A 17,391-nucleotide genomic window follows, 5' to 3' on the forward strand; every position below is an offset into this window, starting at 1 on the left:
TTATTCCCTGTTTCAGCTTTAAAACCAAAAATACTATCAAATTCACTCAAAAACCGGCGCAAACGCAAAATCACCGCTTACACAAATTTTACAATTCTTGTAGAATCTGCGTCATAGTGACCGATATTTTGCCCATATTGGATAAAAACTCCCCAATAGCAGCGAATATAGAAGTTTTTGCCACCGTTATCTATCAAAAAACAGTTTTACAGAATGTTTTTGAAACGTTACCGTATCAATCTGCGGAGTAAACACATAATGGCAACGAAAAGTTCAGTACGACAAGATATTCATAATTCGGAAATCCCGGTATTATGCCGGTCTTGTGAAGCACGTCATCGCGGTATTTGCGGCGCTATGACCCCTGAACAACTTCTAACGTTAAGCAAGCACACGCGCCGCACTCAAAAAGACACCGACGCAAACCTAATCGTTGCGGACAGCAAAGCAACGCAAGTATCAAACATTTTGCGCGGGGTCGTGAAGCTTACGAAAATTATGCCCGATGGACGCCAACAAATTGTCGGTCTTCAATTCGCGCCTGATTTTTTAGGCACACCATTTGGCGAATATAACAATATCGATGCGGAAGCTGCGAACAATGTGCAATTGTGCTCTTTTCCAAAATCTGTTTTGGAAGACATGATCAAACAATCTCCAGAACTTGAGCATAAGCTGCATCAACAAGCGCTCAAACAATTGGATGAAGCGCGTGACATGATGCTCACACTTGGTCGAAAAACAGCTGCAGAAAAAGTCGCCAGCTTTTTATATATGCTGGCCATTCATCTAGACCCAGAAATTGACCATGACACCGATCAAGTTGAATTTGAACTTCCGCTAAAGCGCGCTGATATCGCTGATTATTTGGGCTTAACGATTGAAACCGTCAGCCGTCAGATTACCAAGCTCCGAAAAGATGGCGTGGTGCATATTGAAAACAACCGCCTGTTTAAAATACCTGACATCTATCGTCTAAAAGCACGTGGTGAAAGCTAAACCGCTTTTGAATATTTAAAGTCTGCACCTTTAAGATAAGCATCAAACTGTGATGCGATAATGCGTGTAAACGGTTTTCCATCGCTTTGGATCTCAAACACGTCATTGTCCATATTAGCCAAATTAAATGGATCTTTCGCAATAAATTCTGCAGCTATATTTCGGTAAATCTCTGGTGCGGCAGTCATTTCCCTTAATGCGCCAAAGTCAAATTTAAAATCACACATAATGCGTTCGATTATATGCGACCGGATCTTATCATCTTCGGTCAAAAACAACCCTTTGGCGGCGGCAAATTCATCATTCTCGATCATTTCTTGATAACTCGAAGTCGCAACAACATTTTGGTAAAACCCATCTTTCGTGCGGCCAATTGATGAACCACCCAACGCTATCAACGTATTGCATTCATCTGTCGTATAGCCTTGAAAATTTCGATGAATACGGCCCGTCTCAGCAGCGATTGCGAGCGTATCATTTGGCTTTGCAAAGTGATCGATCCCAATACTCTTATAACCGGCGCCAATTAATGCGCGACTGGCGGCCATAGAATGCTCAAACCGTGCATGACTATCAGGTAAATCATCCTGAGAAATCATATTCTGATGCTTTTTCACCCACGGAACATGCGCATATCCAAACAGCGCTATTCGGTCAGGCGAAAGTGATACACACTTCGAAATCGTATCCATAAGACGCGCAAAACTCTGTCTCGGCAGCCCATATAAAGCATCAATATTGATTGATTTAATACCCATCTGGCGCAGTGATGCGACCACATCTTTGGTCAATTTAAAGCTCTGCGGACGGTTGATAGCTTTTTGCACATCATCGTGAAAGTCCTGCACCCCAATGCTGGCGCGGGTTACACCAAAATATTTCATCCCCACTAACACATCTTCATTCACATCAGATGGGTCGATCTCAACGCTGACTTCTGAACCAGCCAAAAACTGAAAAACGTTATCCAATGTCTTGCGAAGACGTACAAAGTCTTTGCTTTTGAGCAAGCTTGGAGAACCGCCACCTAAGTGGATCTGCTGAATTTTTGGCTTGAAATCCAGCTTATTGCCAAGCATCTCAATCTCTTTGATGAGATAATTCATATACCGCGCAACGGGCGCATATTTTAAAGTGTGTTTGGTGTTACACCCACAAAACCAGCACAATTTATCGCAATAAGGAATGTGGATATAAATTGACACAGGTTCATCCGCGGTCAAATTTTCCAACAAATCATTGAGTACTTTTGCCCCCACCCCTTGTGAGAAGTGTGGTGCAGTTGGATAGCTTGTATAGCGTGGAACAGCTGTCGGGTAATGCGACAACACAGCTTTGTAATCGAGCATAAGATGAGCCGTTATTTTGAGATGAGAGGAATGAGATGTTCGCGTTCAAAAGCAATATGGCGCTTCACACCTTCGAAAAATCCACGCAACATATAGCCTAGTTTTTCAGGATTATCTTGTTCGCCATGCACTAAATCTATGAGCGCTTCGGAAACCTCCTCACCAAAGCTTTCATCCTCCCAATGTTCGGCATGTAAGCGGTTGAAAATCTGCTGCAGTCGTTCGCCGTCCCCTTCCTTTTTCGCAAGATATGGGAACAACACGTTTTCCTCAAAATCATGCGCACCTTTGAAAACTGGATAAATAGACTTTGCTGCATGCAAACACATCTGCGGATCAAAATCTTCGGGCAAACTATCAGCTATTTTTTCAAGGACTGCACACAGCGAAACTTGTTCTTCTATGTGTTCGTCAATTGCGAGGGTTAGTGACTCAGGCAAAACCTCGGCATCCTTTCCGATTGAGTTCATAATCATATTCTCACCTTCATCGGTTCACCCACCAAATTGGGTTTGTAAAACAAGAAAATCAAAACATTGCGTGAAACCAATATGCGCGTGACAAAAACTGTTAACATTGATCTAGATCAAAGCCCGATTGTGTTTTTCAAACTATCTCTCTCATCGTTATCGAGCGTTTTTGGGCGCTCACATTTGAACGAAGATGAGGGGTTCACATGACTTCCGGAATACCAATTATATTTACCGCACTGGCCGCCTTTGCTGCCATGTTGGCGGCTGCATTTGGGCAAGATAGCTTGTTCCAGGCGCATATGACTGTGCTTTGCATCGCAATGGCTTTAGCCAGCATTGTGATGCTTCGTAATCTGAAATTTGCACCTGACTGGGATAAGTCAAAACCAGCGAAAGCTGATCCATCTGAATATATGGATGATGTTATTCGCGCAGGGGTAATCGCAACAACATTTTGGGGAGTCGTTGGCTTTCTTGTGGGTGTTGTGGCGGCTATGCAGCTGGCTTGGCCTGAACTTAACTTTCAACCCTATTTCAATTTCGGGCGCATCAGACCACTGCACACATCTGCAGTGATTTTTGCCTTTGGTGGTAACGCCCTGATTGCAACTTCGTTCTATATCGTTCAACGCACATGCCGTGCGCGACTTTGGGGTGGTGGACTTGGATGGTTCGTCTTTTGGGGATACCAACTCTTCATCGTTATGGCTGCAACAGGCTACTTGCTTGGTATCACCCAAGGCAAAGAATATGCAGAACCTGAATGGTATGTTGATCTTTGGCTAACAGTTGTTTGGGTCGCTTTTTTAATCGTTTTCCTTGGTACGCTTGTGAAACGTAAAGAGCCGCATATTTACGTCGCAAACTGGTTCTTATTATCGTTCATCATCACCGTTGCGATGTTGCACTTGGTCAATGGTTTGACAATGCCGGTCTCACTGCTTGGCTCTAAAAGCTATTCAGCATTTGCAGGTGTTCAGGATGCTTTGACCCAATGGTGGTACGGCCATAACGCGGTTGGTTTCTTCCTAACAGCCGGCTTCTTGGGCATGATGTATTACTTCGTTCCAAAACAAGCAAACCGTCCGGTTTATTCATATAGACTATCCATCATCCACTTCTGGGGTTTGATCTTCCTATATATTTGGGCCGGTCCTCACCACTTACATTACACAGCATTACCTGATTGGGCTCAGACATTGGGTATGGTCTTTTCCATCATGCTTTGGATGCCATCATGGGGTGGTATGATCAACGGTCTTATGACCTTGCAAGGTGCTTGGGATAAAGTGCGTACCGATCCAATCCTGCGTATGATGGTGATCTCACTCGCCTTTTATGGAATGTCGACTTTTGAGGGACCAATGATGTCAATCAAAACCGTCAACTCGCTATCTCACTACACTGATTGGACCATTGGTCACGTGCATTCAGGTGCACTCGGATGGAATGGTATGATCACCTTTGGTGCGCTTTATTACCTTGTGCCAAAACTTTGGGGTCGTAACCAGCTCTACTCACTTCGCATGGTGAACTGGCACTTCTGGCTCGCAACTTTAGGCATCGTGGTCTACGCAGCTGTGATGTGGGTATCAGGCATTACACAAGGCTTGATGTGGCGTGAATATGATAGCCAAGGTTACCTTGTGTACTCCTTCGCTGAAAGTATCGCAGCGATGCATCCATACTATGTCATGCGTGTATTTGGTGGCCTTCTATTCCTCTCAGGCTCAATCGTTATGGCCTACAATTTGACCATGACAATCCTTGGTAAATCTCGAGATGAGCAACCGTTCACCTCTGTGGCAACTGCTGCGACACCAGCTGAATAGGAGCTAGAAACATGTCACTTTTATCAAAACACACAGTCCTTGAGAAAAACGTCACATTGTTGATGGTTACCTCACTTGTCGCCGTTACCATCGGCGGCATCGTGGAGATCGCACCCCTTTTCTATCTCGAAAATACCATCGAGAAAGTTAAAGGTATGCGCCCCTACACACCTTTGGAGCTCGCAGGTCGTAACATTTATATCCGTGAAGGATGTTATGTTTGCCACAGTCAGATGATCCGTCCATTCCGCGATGAAGTTGAACGCTACGGTCATTATTCGCTGGCAGCTGAATCCATGTATGATCACCCATTTCAGTGGGGGTCAAAACGTACAGGCCCAGATCTGGCCCGCGTTGGTGCGCGCTATTCAAATGAATGGCACGTTCAACACTTGATTGACCCTCAATCTGTGGTGCCAGAATCCATCATGCCGCAATACGGCTTCTTGGCTGAAAACGAGTTGGAATTCAACAACCCTGAAAGTCATTTGGTCGCCAATCGTCGCGTAGGTGTCCCCTATTCTGATGATATGGTTGAAAACGCTCAAGCCGATCTCGTTGCGCAAGCAGATCCTGATGCTGATTGGGATGGATTAGAAGAGCGTTATCCAAAAGCCGTCCTTGGAGATTTTGATGGTGATCCATCCAAATTGACTGAGATGGATGCATTGGTTGCCTATCTTCAAATGCTCGGAACATTGGTGGATTTCTCCGCCTATGAACCCGACCAGAACATTCGCTAGGAGGATTGATCATGGATTTTGAATATCAAGCCATGCGCACATTCGCTGATAGCTGGGGATTGCTCTACATGTTTGCAATTTTCGTCTTCGTCGTTTTCTGGACCTTTCGTCCAGGCGCAAAATCACTCTCCGACGACGCAGCACAAATTCCATTTAAAGAGGACTAAACCATGAAAGATCACAAAGAAATCGATGATATTTCAGGTGTTGAAACAACACAGCACGAATGGGATGGCATTAAAGAGCTCAACAACCCATTGCCACGCTCATGGCTTTGGGGGTTATATGGAACAATCTTATTCTCCATCGGCTACACCATCGTCTATCCAGCATGGCCAGGCATTACCACCAACACCAAGGGTATTTGGAACTGGTCAAGCCGCGGTGAGCTTGCAACTGAAATGACAAAAGTCGAAGAGAGCCGTCAGGTTCTTGGAGACCAACTTGTTAGTGTCGAGCTGGAGGATGTGAGCCAAAACCCTGACTTGCTGCAATTTGCAGTTAATGGTGGGCAATCTGCCTTTAAAGTTTACTGCTCTCAATGTCATGGTTCAGGCGCCAATGGTGGCACAATCTACCCAAGTTTGATCGATGATGATTGGATCTGGGGCGGTACTTTGGAAGACATCTACATCACTTTGCAGCACGGCATTCGCTATGAGCAAGACGATGATACGCGTTTGTCTGAAATGCCAAGATATGGCGCTGATGAATTGCTTGAACGCAATGAGATTGTCGATGTTGCTTGGTATGTGCGCCAAATGTCTGGTCAGGAGTTTGATGCCGAAGCTGCAGCACGTGGACAAACTGTTTTCGCTGACAATTGCGCTGCATGTCACGGCGAAAAAGGTGAAGGCATCCGCGAACTTGGTGCACCTAACCTTAGCGATGCAATCTGGTTTTATGGAAACACACATGAACAGATCGTTGCGCAAATCTCAGATCCTAAACAGGGTGTAATGCCAGGTTGGACGGGTCGCTTATCTGAAGTGACCATTCGCCAATTAACCCATTACGTACACTCACTAGGTGGCGGCGAATAACCTTCGCCACCTAACCAAGATCTATCTTAAACAAGAGACTGACCTAATGAACGCCCAACAAGAAATACCACAACCGGAAAAAATCGAGCTTTACGAAGCGCGGAAAAAGATATTTCCCAAGCGTGCAGAGGGTCAGTTTCGGCGTTTAAAGTGGATCATTATGGCGGTGACGTTATCGATCTATTACATCACCCCTTGGCTGCGTTGGGATCGCGGTCCCCACGCGCCCGACCAAGCTGTCTTAATCGATATCGCCAATCGCAGATTTTATGCGTTCTTTATCGAAATTTGGCCGCAGGAGTTTTACTTCGTTGCCGGCATGCTGGTCATGGCGGGCGTTGGATTATTTCTTGTAACATCTGTGATGGGTCGCGCATGGTGCGGTTACACATGTCCGCAAACTGTTTGGGTTGATTTATTCCTCGTTGTAGAGCGCTTTATCGAAGGCGACCGCAATGCGCGGATGAAACTTGATAAGGCTCCTTATAATTTCGATAAATTACGCAAACGCATTATCAAACACGCGATATGGCTTGCGATTGCTGTTGGAACCGGCGGCGCATGGATTTTTTATTTCGCCGACGCGCCAACTTTGCTGGTTGATTTCGTTACACTCCAAGCCCCATATATAGCCTATGCAACGGTGGGTATTTTAACCGCAACCACTTACGTATTTGGTGGGCATATGCGCGAGCAAGTGTGTAACTATATGTGTCCTTGGCCACGTATTCAGGCCGCTATGCTCGATGAGAGCTCGCTGGTTGTCACATATAATGACTGGCGCGGAGAGCCACGCACGCATGGTAGCAAAAAGGCCAAAAAAGCAGATTTCACCGGTGGAGACTGCATCGATTGCATGGCGTGTGTAAACGTCTGCCCTGCTGGCATCGATATTCGCGATGGGCAGCAAATGGAGTGCATTACCTGCGCACTTTGCATCGACGCGTGTGATGACATTATGGGTAAACTTGGTCGCGAAAAGGGCTTGATCTCCTATTCAACGCTAGAAGATTACAACACCAATATGGCGCTCGCCACTGATCCAGATACGCTTAATCTTGATCCAAACCGCATCCGCGATGAGAACGGCTTTATTGATAAAATCAAACACTTTAACCCGAAGGTATTTTTGCGTCCGCGCACAGTGATGTATTTTGCGATCTGGGCATGTCTTGGCCTTGGATTATTAACCGCTTTATCATTGCGAGACCGATTGGGTGTGAACGTTCAACATGACAGAAATCCAGTTTTCGTTCAGCTTAGTGATGGCGGCATACGCAATGCATATACCGTTAAAATTCTCAACATGATCCAGGAGCCACGCACCATCGTGTTTTCAATTGAAGGCCTTGATGAAGCGGTGATGCAAATCAATGGTTTTGAGGATCGCGAAGCAAGAACCTTCTTGATCAATGTTGATCCGGACAAATTGCGCGAACTCCGCGTGTTCGTTAAACAACCAAAAGACAATCTGATCGCCGGATCTACGCCATTTAAATTTATCGCAGAAGATAGACAATCCAACGAACGCGACGTCTATGACGCCAATTTCGAAGCACCAGAGGTAGGAAAATAAAATGATCAAAGCAGTTAAATCTTTTGTCGCACCAACCGAATTTACTGGCTGGCATATGTTCACAATCATCTGCATGTTTTTCGGAACGATCATCACGGTCAACATGATCCTTGCCTTTAATGCTGGCTCCACATGGACGGGTCTTGTTGTTAAAAACACTTATGTGGCCAGCCAAATCTTCAATGAAGAAACTGAAAAACTGGAACAACAACGCGCGATGGGCTGGACATCTGATCTTAAATACCAAGATGCGCAGCTACGTCTTCAGCTCACTGATAACAAAGGCGCTTTGATTACCGGTGCGAATGTATCCGCTAAAATCGGCAATCCTGTGCACGAAACCAATGATCATATGGTCAGCTTTACTCAGATTGGCGAATTCTATGTTGTGGAGAACAATCTCGAGAACGGTCTTTGGCAAATCGATCTACAAGTTCAAACTCAGGACGGCTTAACCTGGAACAAAGCTGTTCGTCTGGTTGTTGGAGAATAAATCATGTCTTGCTGCGCAGGCGACATTGCTGAAGAGCTTGGAACTCAAGACTATCGCGAAACATCGCGCCGAGAGGAATATCTTCATTCCGGCCATGAGCTTGCCAGTGGAGACACCAAATATGTTTTCTCTGTTGCCAATGTTCACTGCGGCGCATGTATCAACATCATTGAAAAGCAGCTTAAAAAACAAACTGGCATCAATTCTGCGCGCGTTAATCTCACCCTCAAGCAACTTGATTTAGAGATCGATCAAAACGCAGACATCCTGCAAATCGTTGATCAATTGGAAAAGCTTGGCTACCCGCCGACCCCAGTAGATTTAGGCGATCTAAGCGAGTTCAAACAAGAGCAGCAAAGTGCAAAACTCATCCGGGCGCTTGCTGTTGCTGGATTTGCAGCTGCCAATATCATGTTACTGTCAGTTTCCGTCTGGTCAGGCGCAGATGGCGAAACACGTAAATTGTTCGAGCTGGTATCAGCGTTGATTGCCATTCCAGCAATTGCTTATTCTGGACAGGTCTTCTTCCGCTCGGCATTTTCAGCACTTAGGTTTGGTCATCTAAACATGGATGTGCCTATTTCACTGGCGATCATACTTTCATTGTTTATGAGCCTTTATGAAACATTCTATGGCACTGGTGAAGCCTATTTCGACGCTGGTGTTATGCTGCTATTCTTCCTTCTCATCGGGCGGTATCTCGATCAAAAAATGCGGGAGAAAGCCCGAAATTCTGTTTTCGCGCTGAGCAAAATTGCGGCCAAAGGTGCCAACCGCATTCTGCCAGATGGTCAGTTAACATATATCCCGATTGATCAAGTAAAAGCCGGCATGACAATGCGCATTTTCCCCGGTGATCGTACACCTGTGGATGGCGTAATGATTTCCGGACAAACCGATCTTGACCGTTCATTGGTCAACGGTGAGAGCGATACCCATGCGCCAAAAATCGGTGAAGAGATCGAGGCGGGTGTATTAAATCTAACCGGTGCTATTGATATCAAAGCATCAAAACCCGCTGATCAATCGTTCTTGTCTGAAGTTTCCAAAATGCTCGAAGCTGCAGAAAACTCTCGCATGACCTATGTCAGCCTGGCGGATCGGATGGCAAAAATCTACGCGCCTGTGGTTCACATCTTTGCGCTTGTTGCATTCTTAATCTGGTTCTTCCTCGTCGGCGAAACGTGGTATACCTCACTCAATATTGCAATTTCGGTGCTGATCATCACCTGCCCTTGCGCGCTTGGTTTGGCGGTACCCGTGACCAATGTGATCGCTGCCAATCAGCTTTTTAAAAATGGTATTTTAATGCGTGATGGCACTGCCTTGGAACGCGCTGCTGAAATTATCCGGATCGCATTTGATAAAACTGGCACTTTAACATTTGGCACGCCAAAACTTGCAAAAGGCGAGATTGAGAATTTAGGCGAGATGACAAAATCTTACCTTAAGGCACTTACATCACGTTCTTCTCACCCGGCTTCAAAAGCTATTGCCAATGCGCTGTATGATGTTACGCAAGGCAAGGTATCTGATATTCGCGAAATAGCCGGCTTCGGTGTTGAGGGCCATGTGAATGGCAAAACTATTCGCTTAGGCAGAGCAGCTTGGGTGAACGAAATTGCAAACGACGATAAGAAACCTATTGAAGATAAAATTTCCTATGCGATCGAAGGCAGCGCGTTACATCAATTTAACCTACACGAGACCTTGCGCACAGATGCCATGAAAGCACAGCAATATCTTCATGAACACAACATCGACACTGAAATACTCTCCGGAGATGGCAGTAAAGCCGTGGCAAAAATTGCCAATCACCTTGGTATAAAAACTTGGCAGGCTGGATTAAAACCCGCCGATAAACATGCGCATTTACAAAATCTGGAAAGCGAAAACATTCCAACAATGATGGTGGGTGATGGCCTTAATGATGCACCTTCACTGGCTGCAGCTCATGTCTCTATGGCACCTGCAAGTGCATGCGAAGTGGGGCGACAGGCTGCGGACTTTATTTTCACCAATGATAGTTTAAAAGCCGTGCCATATGCCATTAGCACCTCACAGCTCGCAAAGCGCATCATCAAACAAAACTTTGGTATTGCAATTGCCTATAATACAATCGCCATCCCCCTCGCTTTTTTAGGCTATATCACCCCATTAATTGCAGCTATTGCTATGTCTGCTTCTTCAATTATTGTCGTATTAAACAGCTTGCGTTTATCGCTACATAACATAAGTGAAGTTGAATCAAAGGCGCTAAAATGAATCTGATTTTATTGTTACTACCCGTTGCTTTGTCATTAGGCTTTTTGGGCTTGTGTGCATTTTTCTGGAGTTTGAAATCTGGTCAATATGATGACCCGGAAGGTGCTGCTCAACGCATATTAAATGACGATGAGCATATCTAGCAGCCCTATCTTAGCCCTCGAGTTTACCAAACGTTGGTGTCATTTCGGGATTCGTTACAATTGTAAGCAATTCCAGCATCAAAAATTAAACCCCTTTGCGTATAACTGATCCCAAATTACAGGATTAGTGCGCGTAACGAGCCATTTTTAACTCGTATTTATAAAACAAAAAGTCGCGTCACTATTAAGCAGGGGTGCGTCTTTAATGAATGAAAAGTTTAATATTGCCAACGCGTTTTACAGAACCGCTACTGAAAATCCAGACAAAACCGCTTTGGTTTGTGACGGTAAAATCTTCACTTATGGCGATCTTTGGCGCGATGCATCGCGACTAGCCAGTTTCATCAAACCAAATCTAAAAAACAAACGTGTGGGCGTTCTAGGCTCTCGCAGTGCAATGGCCTATATCGGTATCATCGGCGCTGCATCAGCGGGTTCAACCTATGTGCCACTCAACATGAAATGGCCTGAAGAGCGCCTCATCGCAATCTTTGAGCAGCTTGAGTTGGATGCAGTTATCGTCGACAAATTTGGCGCGAAACTTATTACTGAAAATGTGAAGAAGCACGCACCGAAAATCATTGTTTCAAGCGACGATGCTGGCGAAGTCGAAGGCGTTGTTAAACTATCCGATTTGCCAGAAGAGATTGTTACAGAACCCGTTCAGCGCAAACCAGACGATCTTGGTTATATCATCTTCACATCAGGCACGACCGGGATGCCAAAGGGTGTAATGATATCCAACAATTCACTCGATATCTATCTAAATGAAGCGCATGAATGGTGTGATCTAAATGCTGATGATCGTGTTGCAGAAGCGCATGATCTCACCTTTGATTTGAGCGTCCACAACATGTTCTTAGCTTGGCGCGGTGGTAGCGCACTTTATATCATGAGCCAATTGGACATGATGGCGCCGCAAGCCTTTGTGCGCAAACATGAGATTACCGTGTGGCTATCGGTTCCAACTATTGTGAACAATGTGCGCCGTGCAAACCGTCTTGGACCAAATCTGTTCCCAAGTCTCCGCCTTTCCATGTTCTGTGGTGAGCCGCTTCCTGTGGCGACAATTCAAGCGATGCAGGAAGCTGCGCCAAATGCGCGGATTGAAAACATTTACGGTCCAACTGAATGTACCATTGTGTGTTCACGCCAGACCGTGACAAATCCACTTATGGTTACAGAACAACGCGATATTCTGGCCATCGGTCAGGAATTTTCAAACACAAAAATGCTGATCTGCGATGAGGATGGCAATCTATTGTCTGATGGCAAAATGGGTGAAATCGCGCTTGAAAGCGAAAAGCTCGCCGATGGTTACTTCAAAGCCGAAGAGCAAACCAAGAAGGCCTTCCGCAATGTCGATGGTCGTCGCCTTTATTTCACCGGTGACCTTGGTTATCGCGATGAAAACGGCGTGCTCCACTATATGGGTCGCACCGATAACCAGATCAAAATGAAGGGCAATCGTATTGAACTTGAAGAGGTTGATACGCATTTGCGCAAAGCTGCAGGCACTGAACTTGCAGCCATTGTTGCCTGGCCGATCTTAGAAGGTATCCCGCAAGGCCTGGTTGGGTTTGCAATTGAGAACGGCAAGACAGCTGAAGACATTCAATTGGCGATGAAAAAATCACTGCCTTTATACATGGTGCCGAGCACGGTCCACATTCTTGAAGATATGCCGCGCAATACCAGCGATAAGATTGATCGCAAAGCATTGCGTGAACAACTTGCCAATCCTTCAACTAATGACACGGTTAAACTGGAAGAGGCATCCTAAACATGGCTTCAACAGAAACCTTACAACCGCCGGAGATTGAATATTCTCCGCTGAAATGGCGCCGCGCATGGCTCACCATGGATCAAAATCCGGTGGCGATCGAATTTGCGAAAACAAATTTGGGTGTGTTTGTATTACATATCGGCTTTATCTTAGCCCTAGCCGCTTCCGGACAATTGTCTGGTGCTGCATTGGTTATGGTATCAGCCACATTGGGTGCCATTGCGTTAGCACCGCATCGCCGCATTGAATTGCTGGTCGGCGCATCAATTCTTTACGTGATATTACGACCCTTTCGCATTGATGGATGGACCGCGGTTGTCAATTTGAAATCGCAAGTGATTGAATCATCGCCCTATCTGTTACAGATCCCGGCGGTGGTTTTATTCCTGTTTTTCTCGGCACTGTTTTTGCGCGCCATGCATTGGAAACCAACGCAAAGGCTGGCAAAGCGGCCGCTGACAAGTTTGTTTTTAATCTGGTCGGTCTTTTTGGTCACAGCGATTATGCTGCCGAAAGGCTCGTTAATTGGCGCATTTGTGTGGACATTTGTCGGCGTGATGATCTCTGCGATCTGGTTTCTGGCCTATGCGGCAGTGGACGAAAAAGCCAAGGTGAAAACGCCTTTAATTGCAAAGGCAGGTATGATGCGCCCTATTTGGGGTGGCAGTTCTACACCGCTTGGCAAAGGCTTTGGTTATCTTAATAAGTTTGATTCAAAAAATGCGGATGAACTTGCAGTCACAAGACTAAAAGCGCTCAAACTTGCTGTTTGGGGCGCATTGCTTGCAGGCCTTTGGTTCGTTATGGAATATTTCGCAAGAGATGTTTTTGAGCTGCCAACTTTGATCACATCGATCTTAGCCACAGCAGATGGAACTGCATCTGTGGGTACGAGCTGGGTCAGCTTGATCTATAACTACTTCTTGGATCTTGTGATCATTGCGGTTTGGGGACACATGATTGTCGCTGTCATTCGCATGATCGGATACCGCATCCCGCGTAATAGCCGCAATCCATTGGCTTCGCGCACTTTGGCTGAATTTTGGAACCGCTATCATTTTTATCATAAAGAACTATTGGTCGACTTCTTCTTCTATCCAGCCTTTGTCAGATACTTTAAGAAGTCACCAAAGCTCCGAATAGCATTTGCAACATTCTGTGCTGCAGGTTTAGGTAACTTCTTATTCCACGCTGCACGAGATACCCATGTCTTTGCCGACGCCACATTGATGGAAGGCTTAGCAATGTTCCAGTCCACTTGGGTCTATTTCTTGGCACTTGCGCTCGGTTTGGTCTTCTCACAGGTCAACCCATTTAAAATTAAACCCGAACATGGCTTCTTTTGTTACGAAATTCTCACGCGACTAAACGTTTGTACGTTCTTCTGTTTTGTGAAGATCTTCGGTGACATCACTGTTGAAGGCACACTGGCGGAACGTTGCCAATTCGTGCTGAGCCTATTCTTTATCTAACGAAACTAACGAGGACTTATTATGGCACAATCAATTCAGGACGTTGTTAAATCAATGATGGCTGCACGTGGCAACTCACAGGAAATCAGCAAAGATGAGCCGATTTTCACAAGTGGTTTGCTCGACAGTTTAGCGGCTACAGAACTTATGATGACCCTTGAAAGTGACTTCGGCATCGATTTAGCTGATGCTGATTTTGACATTTCAAAACTTGATACATTGGCAGATCTTGAAGGTTTGATCGGTCAAGCTGCTTAAGATTTAAGAGTGCTACTCACACTTAATTGATGTGATTTACAGCCTCTTCAAATAGGCAAAGCTATGATCCTTTGCTAACCTGATGCCCGAAGATGAAAAGTTTTACTTTGGGCGGAGAACGGGTTGAAGCAATTTTTAGCATTATTATTCTGCGCGGTTTGTTTTCTTACCGCGCATAATTTTATCGCAAACGCGCAATCTCAAGATGTCGATTTAGAGCTTGTATTGGCGATGGACGCTTCTGGCAGCATTAGCGAGCATGAATACATGCTTCAGCTCAATGGCACCGCGGACGCGTTTTTAGACACAAATATTCAAGCGGCAATAACCTCAGGTCCGCACGGCAAAATCGCTGTGGCAGTCGTATTATGGTCTGATGCCGCATTTCCCAAAGCCAATAGTGGTTGGCATATCTTAGATGATGAACCATCGATCATTGCCTTTTCTAATTTGGTGCGCACTTTCAATTTAACTGCAGATAATAAAATGGGCGCAAATGGCGGTGGCACTGGCATCGGTGCTGGTGTTGCTGAAGCCATTCGGCTTATCCGCGAAAACCAAATTCAAGGTGAGCGATTGGTCGTTGATGTTTCCGGAGATGGTATCGAAACAGATTTTTGGTTCACCCGAAAAACCATCATGATGCCGGACGCAAAACTACTGGCTCAAATCAACAATGTTACTATCAACGGGCTCCCTATTTTGACCAAAGACCATCCAAATCTTGATCAATACTACCGCGAAAACGTTATCTTCGGACCCGGCTCCTTTATTGAGAAAGCCACAAATTTTGATGATTTTGCCCGGGCTATTCGGCAAAAACTCTTCAGAGAGATCGCCCAACCCATCGGTTAAGACAAAACAACCGTTCAAGCTCGATAATTCGACCGCGTAACCTTTTCAAATAATTATAGCTGTTTATTGGCGCTGATATCCCTTGTTTAAATAAGAATTTAAACTACATATGCCGCAACTTTAAATATCATCTATTTTTGATTTAGGGGCTTATTGTCATGAATGACACAGCAACAAAAGAAACCTTTTCATTCCAGACCGAAGTCGGACAATTACTCGATATCGTTGCTGGATCACTATATTCAAATCGCGAAATCTTCTTGCGCGAACTCGTCTCCAACGCTTCTGACGCTTGCGATAAATTGCGCTATGAAGCGCTCACAAATGCCGCACTCCTAGAAGGTGGACAAGACTTTGCTATTGGCATTGAAATTGACGCAAAGGCAAAAACTCTGACCGTTTCTGATAACGGGATTGGAATGAACCACCAAGATTTGCTGGATACTCTGGGAACAATCGCAAAATCCGGCACGAGCAATTTCTTAAATGCATTGGATGATGAAAACAAAGGTGACTTAGGTCTCATTGGGCAATTTGGTGTTGGCTTTTATTCCGCCTTTATGGTCGCTGAAAATGTGAGCGTAACGACACGCAAAGCAGGTGAAAAAGAAGCATGGCTTTGGGCGTCAGACGGCAAAGGTCAATTTACTATTGAACCAACAACGCGGGAAAATAACGGTACCAGCGTGACGCTTTCATTGAAGAAAGACGCCAAAGAATTTTTAGAAGACGCTCGCATCAAGCATATCATTCGAACCTATTCTGATCACATCAGCTTCCCAGTTTTGTTGGGTGATGAAACGTTAAATTCAGCATCTGCGATCTGGACCCGCCCTGCAAAAGATATCACAAGCGAGCAATATACTGAGTTTTATCGCCATTCAGGACATGCCTATGATGAACCGTGGCTGACAATGCACAATCGCGTTGAAGGCCTGCTTAGCTATACCAACTTGTTGTTCATCCCATCTATGGCACCATTTGACTTGTATGAGCCAGAACGCAAAAGCCATGTAAAACTATACGTCAATCGCGTCTTCATCACCGATGACACACAAGGCTTATTGCCGCCATACTTACGCTTCTTACGCGGCGTCGTGGACAGCGAAGATCTATCGCTAAACGTATCTCGTGAGATGTTGCAGAGCGATCCGAAACTCGCGAAGCTGAAAACCGGTCTGACCAAGCGCGTGCTCGGTGAACTAAAGAAAAAAGCGGATAAAAAGCCTGAGGACTACACAGCATTTTGGGCAAATTTTGGTGCTGTTTTAAAGGAAGGTCTTGTTGAAGAAATTGCTCTGCGTGACAAAATTCTTCAGATCTGCCGTTTTAAATCAACCAATGGCGATGAGTTGACCAGCCTTGCAGGCTATGTCGAGCGCATCAAAGAAGGACAGGATGCGATTTATTACATTGTTGGTGAAGACGCATCAAAAATCGCGCGCTCACCGCATCTTGAAGGCTTTAAAGCGAAAGGTGTTGAGGTGTTATTATTGTCTGATTCAGTTGATGAATTCTGGCTACAACACATCACAGAGTTTGAAGGAAAAGCGCTTAAATCCATCACACGAGGTTCTGATGATCTTGATAAGATTAATGGCCTGGACAAAGCCGGTGAAGAAGATCAGCCAGAAGTCAAAGAGCTCGATCAACTCATTGCTCGCATTAAAGCTGAACTCGGCGACACCATTAAAGATGTGCGTCCATCAAAACGTCTTACAGATAGCCCTGTTTGCTTAATCGCAGATGATGGGGATATGGATGTAACCCTTGAGCGCATGCTAAAGCGCGCAGGCCAATTGCAACACACAACACCGCGCGTGTTGGAATTAAATCCATCACATCAAATTATCATTAAGCTTGCCGAACGTGCAAAAGCAGATGAAGGTGCGACAGATGATTTACTCAAGGATGCTGCGCATTTATTGCTTGATCAAGCACGCATTTCTGAAGGTGAGGCACCAAGTGACGCATTGGAGTTTAGCAGACGCTTAACAGCAGTCATGTCATTAGCGCTATAGGATCTTCATAGCGACAAATGGAGCCAGTTGATCATTTTTCTGGTGTCATGCAAAAACCAACTTAACATTAAGTTTCATTGTGA

The 17,391-nt window shown here is 45.3% G+C and carries 16 protein-coding genes; 14 read left to right on the forward strand and 2 right to left on the reverse strand.

All coding sequences use genetic code 11. The features are described 5' to 3' along the window. Positions 1-258 precede the first annotated feature (258 nt). The gene (locus ACZ1GZ_RS16460) at positions 259-999 is read left to right on the forward strand and encodes a Crp/Fnr family transcriptional regulator (RefSeq protein WP_472665954.1); all 741 of its coding nucleotides are present in this window, start codon (positions 259-261) and stop codon (positions 997-999) included. Here ACZ1GZ_RS16460 and hemN read toward each other — a convergent pair. Both hemN and ACZ1GZ_RS16470 read right to left on the reverse strand, forming a co-directional pair. Beyond that, entirely contained in the window at positions 996-2,348 is a 1,353-nt protein-coding gene (hemN, locus tag ACZ1GZ_RS16465; RefSeq protein ID WP_472665955.1) for an oxygen-independent coproporphyrinogen III oxidase, read from the reverse strand. The two genes, ACZ1GZ_RS16460 and hemN, sit on opposite strands and share 4 nt — an antisense overlap. An 11-nt stretch (positions 2,349-2,359) precedes the next feature. Continuing rightward, positions 2,360-2,824, reverse strand: coding sequence for a hemerythrin domain-containing protein (locus ACZ1GZ_RS16470; protein WP_472665956.1), 465 nt, complete (start codon positions 2,822-2,824; stop codon positions 2,360-2,362). Between the two features lie 200 nt (positions 2,825-3,024). On the opposite strand from ACZ1GZ_RS16470, the gene ccoN reads away from it, so the two are divergent. The 13 genes from ccoN to htpG all read left to right on the forward strand — a co-directional run bounded on the left by ccoN (position 3,025) and on the right by htpG (position 17,308). Then, positions 3,025-4,653, forward strand: coding sequence for a cytochrome-c oxidase, cbb3-type subunit I (gene ccoN / locus ACZ1GZ_RS16475; RefSeq protein ID WP_472665957.1), 1,629 nt, complete (start codon positions 3,025-3,027; stop codon positions 4,651-4,653). Positions 4,654-4,664: 11 nt separating this feature from the next. Beyond that, the gene (ccoO, locus tag ACZ1GZ_RS16480; RefSeq protein WP_472665958.1) at positions 4,665-5,396 is read left to right on the forward strand and encodes a cytochrome-c oxidase, cbb3-type subunit II; all 732 of its coding nucleotides are present in this window, start codon (positions 4,665-4,667) and stop codon (positions 5,394-5,396) included. 11 nt (positions 5,397-5,407) lie between these two features. Then, complete coding sequence (locus ACZ1GZ_RS16485; protein WP_472665959.1) at positions 5,408-5,563, forward strand: cbb3-type cytochrome c oxidase subunit 3; 156 nt, start codon at positions 5,408-5,410, stop codon at positions 5,561-5,563. A 3-nt stretch (positions 5,564-5,566) separates the two neighbouring features. After that, complete coding sequence (gene ccoP / locus ACZ1GZ_RS16490; RefSeq protein WP_472665960.1) at positions 5,567-6,439, forward strand: cytochrome-c oxidase, cbb3-type subunit III; 873 nt, start codon at positions 5,567-5,569, stop codon at positions 6,437-6,439. Between the two features lie 46 nt (positions 6,440-6,485). Further along, positions 6,486-8,015, forward strand: a complete 1,530-nt coding sequence (ccoG, locus tag ACZ1GZ_RS16495; RefSeq protein WP_472665961.1) for a cytochrome c oxidase accessory protein CcoG — start codon at positions 6,486-6,488, stop codon at positions 8,013-8,015. Position 8,016: 1 nt separating this feature from the next. Next, positions 8,017-8,508 (forward strand): FixH family protein, encoded by a 492-nt coding sequence (locus ACZ1GZ_RS16500; RefSeq protein ID WP_472665962.1) that lies wholly within the window; start codon positions 8,017-8,019, stop codon positions 8,506-8,508. A gap of 3 nt (positions 8,509-8,511) precedes the next feature. Next, positions 8,512-10,773 carry a heavy metal translocating P-type ATPase gene (locus ACZ1GZ_RS16505; RefSeq protein WP_472665963.1) on the forward strand — a complete coding sequence of 754 codons (2,262 nt, stop codon included), beginning with the start codon at positions 8,512-8,514 and terminating at the stop codon, positions 10,771-10,773. Beyond that, positions 10,770-10,916 (forward strand): cbb3-type cytochrome oxidase assembly protein CcoS, encoded by a 147-nt coding sequence (ccoS, locus tag ACZ1GZ_RS16510; protein WP_472665964.1) that lies wholly within the window; start codon positions 10,770-10,772, stop codon positions 10,914-10,916. The genes ACZ1GZ_RS16505 and ccoS overlap by 4 nt, the downstream gene beginning before the upstream one ends. A gap of 205 nt (positions 10,917-11,121) precedes the next feature. After that, the gene (locus ACZ1GZ_RS16515; protein ID WP_472665965.1) at positions 11,122-12,699 is read left to right on the forward strand and encodes an AMP-binding protein; all 1,578 of its coding nucleotides are present in this window, start codon (positions 11,122-11,124) and stop codon (positions 12,697-12,699) included. A gap of 2 nt (positions 12,700-12,701) precedes the next feature. Next, the gene (locus tag ACZ1GZ_RS16520) at positions 12,702-14,174 is read left to right on the forward strand and encodes a hypothetical protein (RefSeq protein WP_472665966.1); all 1,473 of its coding nucleotides are present in this window, start codon (positions 12,702-12,704) and stop codon (positions 14,172-14,174) included. Positions 14,175-14,195: 21 nt separating this feature from the next. Next, positions 14,196-14,432 carry a phosphopantetheine-binding protein gene (locus ACZ1GZ_RS16525; RefSeq protein ID WP_472665967.1) on the forward strand — a complete coding sequence of 79 codons (237 nt, stop codon included), beginning with the start codon at positions 14,196-14,198 and terminating at the stop codon, positions 14,430-14,432. Between the two features lie 123 nt (positions 14,433-14,555). Further along, the gene (locus tag ACZ1GZ_RS16530; RefSeq protein ID WP_472665968.1) at positions 14,556-15,287 is read left to right on the forward strand and encodes a DUF1194 domain-containing protein; all 732 of its coding nucleotides are present in this window, start codon (positions 14,556-14,558) and stop codon (positions 15,285-15,287) included. Positions 15,288-15,445: 158 nt separating this feature from the next. Next, the gene (gene htpG / locus ACZ1GZ_RS16535) at positions 15,446-17,308 is read left to right on the forward strand and encodes a molecular chaperone HtpG (RefSeq protein ID WP_472665969.1); all 1,863 of its coding nucleotides are present in this window, start codon (positions 15,446-15,448) and stop codon (positions 17,306-17,308) included. Positions 17,309-17,391: the final 83 nt, after the last annotated feature.

Source organism: Lentilitoribacter sp. JB5-8 (genome assembly GCF_055693385.1).